The organism is Parolsenella sp., assembly GCF_982402205.1.
The window spans coordinates 1-6,971 of record NZ_CEVYAT010000084.1 but is presented as its reverse complement, the minus strand read 5'-3'; the positions used below and the strand labels follow the sequence as shown (position 1 = coordinate 6,971).

Annotated in this window: 7 protein-coding genes; 5 read left to right on the top strand and 2 right to left on the bottom strand. The window is 61.1% G+C overall.

Annotated elements, in window-relative coordinates; all coding sequences use genetic code 11:
- Window positions 1–63 precede the first annotated feature (63 nt).
- From yedF to AC1VTH_RS05540, 3 genes are all read left to right on the top strand, one after another.
- Window positions 64–687 carry a sulfurtransferase-like selenium metabolism protein YedF gene (yedF, locus tag AC1VTH_RS05550; protein ID WP_481335153.1) on the top strand — a complete coding sequence of 208 codons (624 nt, stop codon included), beginning with the start codon at window positions 64–66 and terminating at the stop codon, window positions 685–687.
- 11 nt (window positions 688–698) lie between these two features.
- On the top strand, window positions 699–944 hold the full coding sequence (locus AC1VTH_RS05545) for a putative Se/S carrier protein (RefSeq protein ID WP_481335152.1): 246 nt from the start codon (window positions 699–701) through the stop codon (window positions 942–944).
- 123 nt (window positions 945–1,067) lie between these two features.
- The gene (locus AC1VTH_RS05540; protein ID WP_481335151.1) at window positions 1,068–2,237 is read left to right on the top strand and encodes an aminotransferase class V-fold PLP-dependent enzyme; all 1,170 of its coding nucleotides are present in this window, start codon (window positions 1,068–1,070) and stop codon (window positions 2,235–2,237) included.
- 807 nt (window positions 2,238–3,044) lie between these two features.
- On the opposite strand, the gene AC1VTH_RS05535 is transcribed toward AC1VTH_RS05540, so the two are convergent.
- The gene (locus AC1VTH_RS05535) at window positions 3,045–3,722 is read right to left on the bottom strand and encodes a DUF3800 domain-containing protein (RefSeq protein ID WP_481335150.1); all 678 of its coding nucleotides are present in this window, start codon (window positions 3,720–3,722) and stop codon (window positions 3,045–3,047) included.
- Between the two features lie 158 nt (window positions 3,723–3,880).
- Window positions 3,881–4,867, bottom strand: a complete 987-nt coding sequence (locus tag AC1VTH_RS05530; RefSeq protein ID WP_481335149.1) for a restriction endonuclease — start codon at window positions 4,865–4,867, stop codon at window positions 3,881–3,883.
- Between the two features lie 196 nt (window positions 4,868–5,063).
- On the opposite strand from AC1VTH_RS05530, the gene AC1VTH_RS05525 reads away from it, so the two are divergent.
- Together AC1VTH_RS05525 and AC1VTH_RS05520 are read left to right on the top strand one after the other, a co-directional pair.
- On the top strand, window positions 5,064–6,689 hold the full coding sequence (locus tag AC1VTH_RS05525; RefSeq protein ID WP_481335147.1) for a class I SAM-dependent DNA methyltransferase: 1,626 nt from the start codon (window positions 5,064–5,066) through the stop codon (window positions 6,687–6,689).
- A partial coding sequence (locus AC1VTH_RS05520) for a hypothetical protein (protein WP_481335146.1) occupies window positions 6,676–6,971 on the top strand: 296 nt, incomplete at its 3' end. The genes AC1VTH_RS05525 and AC1VTH_RS05520, both read left to right, overlap by 14 nt.

The window sequence follows — 6,971 nt, the reverse complement described above, 5'->3', positions numbered from 1 at the left end:
CCCAACAACAGCAACAACGACGCAGACCATCCCGGCCCGCGCCCCACAGAAAGGGATAGCAACATGAGCGAGAACAAGCTTGTCATCGATGCCCGCGGCGACGCGTGCCCCATCCCCGTGGTGAAGACCCTCAAGGCGCTGGGCGCCCTGGGCGGAGCCGGCGAGGTCGAGACGATCGTCGACAACAAGGTCGCCGTCGAGAACCTCTCGCGCATGGCTGCCTCCAAGGGCTGCGCCTTTGCCTCCGAGCAGACGGGCGACAAGGAGTGGCACACCACCACGACGACCGACCACGCCGTCGAGGTCGCCGAGGGCGAGCCCGAGGCCGCTACCTGCGCCGCCCCGGTCGAGAAGAACGTCGTGATCCAGATCGCGGCCGACACCATGGGCATTGGCGACGACGAGCTGGGCCACAAGCTGCTCAAGGGCTTCATCTTCTCGCTCACGCAGCTGCCCGAGCTCCCCAAGACGATGCTCTTCTACAACTCCGGCGCCCGCGTGACCTGCGAGGGCTCCGCCTCGCTCGAGGACCTCAAGAACCTGGCCGACGCCGGCGTCGAGATCCTCACCTGCGGTACCTGCCTCGACCACTACGGCATCACCGACAAGCTCGCGGTGGGCGAGGTCACCAACATGTACGTGATTGCCGACAAGCTCACGAGCGCCACCAACGTCGTGAGGCCGTAGGCGTGCCGCGCGTGCGCAAGCCGGCGCTCGTGGTGACGTTTCCCACCACGGCGGCGGCGATGGCCTGCGAGCAGCTCTGTGGCGAGCAGGGCCTGCCCGGGCGCATGATTCCCGTGCCGGGAGAGATTTCTGCCGGCTGCGGCCTCGCCTGGAAGGCGGCGCCGCAGGACCGCGACGTGCTCGCGAGCGCCCTCGACGCGGCGGGCGTCGCCGTGGAGGGCATGGACGTCATCGAGATGCTCGAGTTCGTTAAATAGTTGATGTGCGGGCGACGGTGCCTGCGGCCATGTGGGTCGCGCGCCGCCGCTTGCAGGTTTTGTTGGGCGACGCCCGTGGCTGGTTTGGCCGCGCGCCGCCGCCCCTGCGTTGGGGGAGAGCCCATGATCTACCTGGACAATGCCGCCACCACGATAACCAAGCCGCAGGCCGTCATCGACGCGGTGGTCGCCGCGATGCACACGATGGGCAACGCGGGGCGTGGGGCGTCTGCGAGCTCGCTCGACGCGGCGCGCTCGATCATGGGCTGCCGCGAGCGCGTGGCGGCGCTGCTGGGATGCTCCCGCGCGGACCACGTGGCCTTTGCCCCCAACTCCACGGCGGCGCTCAACTGTGCCATCAACGGCCTGGTGGGCCAGGGCGACCACGTGGTCGCCACGGTGCTCGAGCACAACTCGGTGCTGCGGCCCCTGAACCGCCTCGTGCGCGAGAGGGGCGTGCGGCTGGACCATGCGGGCTGCGACGCCTACGGCCGGCTGGACATGGACGAGCTCGCGCGCCTCGTCGTGCCCGGCACGCGCGCCGTGGTGGTGACGGCCGCCTCCAACGTCACGGGCAACGCCGTCGACGTGGCTGCCGTGGCCGCCCTGGCCCATGCGGCGGGGGCGCTCGTCATCGTTGACGCCTCGCAGGCCGCGGGCATCATGCCCATCAACATGGCCGAGCAGGGCATCGACGTGGTGTGCTTCACGGGCCACAAGGCGCTCATGGGCCCGCAGGGCACGGGTGGTTTGGCGGTGGCCGAGGGCGTCGACGTGGCGCCGTGGAACGTGGGCGGCACGGGCGTGCACAGCTTCGATGCCGAGCAGCCCCTGGGCTGGCCCACCAGACTCGAGGCGGGCACCCTGAACGGCCACGGCCTCGCCGGCCTTGCCGCCGGCATCGACTACATCGCGAAGAATGGCGGCGTTGCGGCCGCGGGCGCGCACGAGCTGGCCTGCGCGCGCAGACTCTACGAAGGTGTGCGTGACGTGCCGGGCATCACCGTCTACGGCGACTGGGCGGCTCGCGACGCCGGGCTCGTGGCGGCGGACGCGCCGCGCGCGGGCATCGTGGCGCTCAACATTGAGGGCGTGGACTCGGCCGAGGTGTCCGACATGCTCATGGAAGGCTGGGGCATCGCCACGAGGCCAGGCGCCCACTGCGCCCCGCTCATGCACCAGGCCCTGGGCACGGTCGAGCAGGGCATCGTGCGCCTCTCCACCAGCTGGTTCACCACGGCCGACGAGATTGACGCCGCCATCGACGCCATTACCGAGATCGCCCGCGGCTAACACACATAATGGGACAAATTAGCCCGTAGCTTTATCGTCCCATTTTGCGGGGTGCTCTGGTAGCTGCCCGTTTTGTGCAGCTCGACGCGGTGCTGTGGCGGTGTTGGGATGGCCGTATCCTTGCCTGGAGAGGCGCGTAACAAGTTCGTCCGTCTGTGATTGTCAGTGAAACCGGTTTCAGGTGCAGCTGCGATGGCCCGATTGGTCCGTGAAGGCTTCATATGGTACGAATCCGTACAAAAATAGGCCAAATGAGAGCGAGGGCAGTCCTGCCGATGCCGTCTGAGACCGCAGGGAGCGTCCAAACCTATCCGCTAATTTATGGCTACTGCACCAGAAACCGTTTACACTGACATTTTCGTCACCGCGAATAATTGGGAGCGCTCGCAACGCGGACAAACCCTTGTGTCAAGCAACCATCGCGACCGCAAGGCGCCGCCCACTCTGAGGCCAATTGCCGCAGGCGCGGGGTCCGCCTGCCCGGACCCGACCGCCACAGGCTCCAGCCCCGCTGTGCTCTACGTCCCAGCAACCGGTCCACGATGTTGACTGTATCCACGCCGTTCTGCGACATGTAGAGGCATCCATGATAAAGACGCGTCTGACGCTGCACGGTTTCGTCCATAGTCGAAACTATCCAAGAACCAGGAATAGTTACGAGTATGGTCGTAACTATCGGCAAATCGCGAAAAGTTACGAGTATGGTCGTAACTTCTTGCAAGGCGTGTGACGCTCGGTGGTTTCCGTGAGGCCAGGGGCTGCGTGCGCGACGACGAATTCGGCGAGCGGGATGGGGCTTTCGGGTGCCTAATTAATCCTCTTTCGACGCGCTTGCTTGAGCCAGTTCTTCTTAAAGGGGCCGAATTTGCCAAAGAATATATTGTAAGTCTCGCCGGCTTCTCCCGCCCCGTAATTGACCGCTGCCAATTCGATTGTGCAGAGATAATCCGCCACTTGTTCAAGACGGTAATCAATCATCGAGGTTTTGCGGCGCTCTACGACGCCCTTCGATAGAACAAAACCAATCGACTGGTCGAGCGCTTGCTTGACGATGTCCCGCCCGTTGTCGTAGTAGACCTTCACTTCGTCAAACTCCTGGAAGAAATCTAGGTGGTCGAAGAGAAGGTCTGAGACGTCGCGCTTCATTCTAAGCATGAGCTTGTTGAGGTCGCTAAATTCACTCCTGCGGTAGATGAACGTGCTGTAGGAAATGGGAAGGCGCTGGGCCAAGATGTTGAATGAGTACAGCATTTTCTTGCGAGCCCGAATGTCGATTCCCTGATAGGGCCAATGCCCGTTTAGCAGGGACTCGGAGCGGAACGGTATGTTTGGGAGGTTAGAGTCGCGAAGTGACTGCTCGTAGCGCGCACTTTTATCGGCTATTCCGTTTGTTTGATCATGTATTACGAGCGTGAGCAGATAATAACGAGCCTTTCCGCCTCGATTACCGCTCTCGTCAACAAATATGCTTAGGTCTCGCGCCATGTCACCTCCTATAAGAAAAAAGCCGGGGGATAGGCCCCCGGCACTTGGAGGTAGCTGGAACAGCCACCAGCCCCTGTATGGCAAATCCAGAGCCAGCGCCGCAAGGGCTTGCGATATCTAGAGGAATGGGGAGGGACTACTCAACCCGGGCAGCTTCCCTACGCCGGCCACCAGATGCGGGTGAGGGGGAGAAGGGCGCGTGTCTCCTCGTCGGCCTTGTCGTAGGAGCCAACGTAGAGCTTCACGAGCCCGTCGAGGTCGAGCAGCCGCACCGGCACGTTGGCGCGGTCGGCCTCGTAGCGGGCTTCCTTGGTGAAGCCGCCCGTAGACACGTAGAGCCCGCGGTCGCCGGCGCGAAGGCCGCCAATGAACGCGCGGACCTGCGGAGCGCCCATGGGGCCCTTGCGGTGCTTGACCTCGGCGATGATGCGCGGCGACTCCAGGCCGAGAGGATCGGGCGAGGCTACGACGTCGCGCCCGCCGTCGGGCCCCTTGGGAGTGACCTCGGCGTGGTAGCCCATGGAGCGCAAGAGGCCGGCTACGAGTTGCTCCATCTCGTCCCAGCCAAGGGAGAGCGCCCGGTCCTTGATGCGCTCGATGCCGTCGTCATAGGTGGCGTAGCGCGCTTCGTCGTCGGCGGGGCTCTCTTCATCGGGGGAGGGCGCCGGAGCGGTGGCCTTCAACGTGGCAGCGCGGTTTAGATCCGCCATGACCTCGTCGGAGACGGCAAAGATGGTCTGAATGCCGCCGAGCGAGTTCTTAGACGTCTGGAAAAGCGCATCGCGCGGAGCCGTCTTTGTCCAGGTAACCGTTCGCGTGTACTCGACGCCGTCATCGCTGGGAGCCTTGAGGCAGTTTCCCGTGATCTTGCCGATGTGATAGCGACGCGAACCCGGGTCATACATGACCACGGTTTCGCCCTTGCTCATGTCGTGGGCAAAGTGGGCTATCTGGCCAACAGCTGCGGCGACCTTACCGCGGCTCTCGCCGGGATGCAGGTTGGTATAGGCGTTGCGGATGTCGTCCTTAGACATGGCGGCGATGTCCACGCCGTTGAAGTCCCAGCCGATGCCGACGATGCCGCGACTTGCCCAGTCCTCGGCGTAGATGCCGCCGCGGCCTGCCCGGATAATCCATGCTCCCATGTGCCCTGCCTTCCGGTGTTTTTGAGCATTATCGCATGGAGATCAGCTTTGCTTGAGGCGACGTGCGCGGGACGAGAGCACAGGCCGTTATATCCCGAGCAAAAAATGTGTCCCGTTTTGCTGTTGTTATACTTGCATAACTGCTTGTATTGGCAAAATGTTGGACTTTACCTGGCGTTAGATGGGAAGATCGCTTATGGCACGCACCGCTAAGAAAAAGAGTAAAGAGAAGGAACTCTCGCTCGAGGACGCGCTGTGGAACTGCCGTGTTGCCCTGCGTGGCGTGGCCAGCATGGAGAAGACCCGTGATGCCGTCATCAGCCTGGTCTTTCTCAAGTTCGCAGGTGATAAGTTCCAGACGCGTCGCACGGAAATCATCGAAGAATACGGTGACATTCCCGCCTTCCTCGAGAAGCCGTCGTTCTATAACGCAAAGAACGTCTTCTACCTGCCCGAAGAGGCGCGATGGGACTACCTCGTGGCCCATGCGGCAGACAACGATATTGCCATCAAGATCGATGCGGCGATGAAACTAGCCGAAGACAATAACCCGGCGCTTGTTGGTGCACTTCCATTGGGCCTCTTTGCAACTCTTACCGCCGACATACGCTCCACCAAGGCGCTCATCGACGCCATTGGCATGATCAGTCAGGACCGCTTCCACGAGGAAGACCTTATTGGCCGCACCTACGAGTACTTCCTGCAGGCCTTTGCCGTGGGCTCCTCTAAGGAAGACGGCGAGTTCTACACCCCAGCCTGCGTGGTACAGCTCATCGCCGAGCTCATTGAGCCGTTCGAGGGTGTTGTCTATGACCCCTGCTGTGGCTCCGGCGGCATGTTCGTTCAGTCTCACAAGTTCGTCGAGGAGCATCACGGCAACCGTTCGGCCATCTCCGTTGTGGGCCAAGAACTCAACGAGGATACGTGGCGCCTGTGTAAGATGAACCTTGCCATCCGCGGCATCTCCAACAACCTGGGCGAGAGGGCCGCGAGCTCCTTTACCGCAGACCAGCACCCTGACAAGAAGGTTGACTACGTGATGGCAAACCCGCCGTTCAACCTTAAGAACTGGCGTGGCGCGGACGAGCTAACGCATGACCCGCGCTGGAGGGGCTACGGAGCCGTTCCTCCTGTAGCAAACGCCAACTATGCCTGGATTCTGCACATTCTGTCTAAGCTTGATGTAAACCATGGCGTTGCCGGTTTCCTGCTTGCCAACGGTGCATTGGGTACGGACGACGCCAACGAGTCCATGATTCGCCAGAAGCTACTGGAGAACGACAAGGTTGAGGCCATCATCGTACTGCCCCGCGACATGTTCTATACCACCGACATTTCGGTGACGCTGTGGATTTTGAATATGAACAAGAGGGGTGGCGTCAAGGGCGAGCGCATACTTCGCAACCGCCACAATGAGGTACTGTTCATGGATTTGCGTACGTGGGACGACAACACTGCCATGTATAAGATGGACAAGAACAAGAAAAAGAAGAAGACGATTCTTGCACCCGAACAGATCGCCGAGGTTAAGCGCATCTATGACTCCTGGCAGGATGTCGGTGGTGGGTATAAGGACGTCCCCGAGCTCTGCAAGAGCGTAAGGCTCAGGAGCGATGACCCCAACGAGGTGACGCTCGAGAGCAGGGGCTACGTGCTTACTCCGAGCAAGTACATCGAGTTCGTTGACCATGATCTCGACATTGACTTCGACGTTGAGATGAACCGCATCCAGAATGAGATGCGTGAGGTGCTGGCTGCTGAGAAGGCGTCGCAGAAGATGCTCGAAGACGCGTTTGAAGGTATCGGCTATGGCATTGCGTAAAGTGAAGCTAGGGGAGCTTGTCGAACTCGTAGATGAGAGGAATAGTACCGGGTCTAGAGATTTTCGTGGGCTCAATATCAACAAGCGATTCATGCCGACTGCTGCGAATACGGATGGGCTTGATGAAACAAAGTACAAGGTCATCCGAAAGGGCCGTTTTGCATTTAGTGGTATGCAGACGGGCAGGGACGTTTGTATTCGGATTGGGCTCAGCACGGAGTCTGATTCGTTCATCGTGTCGCCTGCTTATCAAACATTTGAGGTGTCCGCGGTGGATGAGAT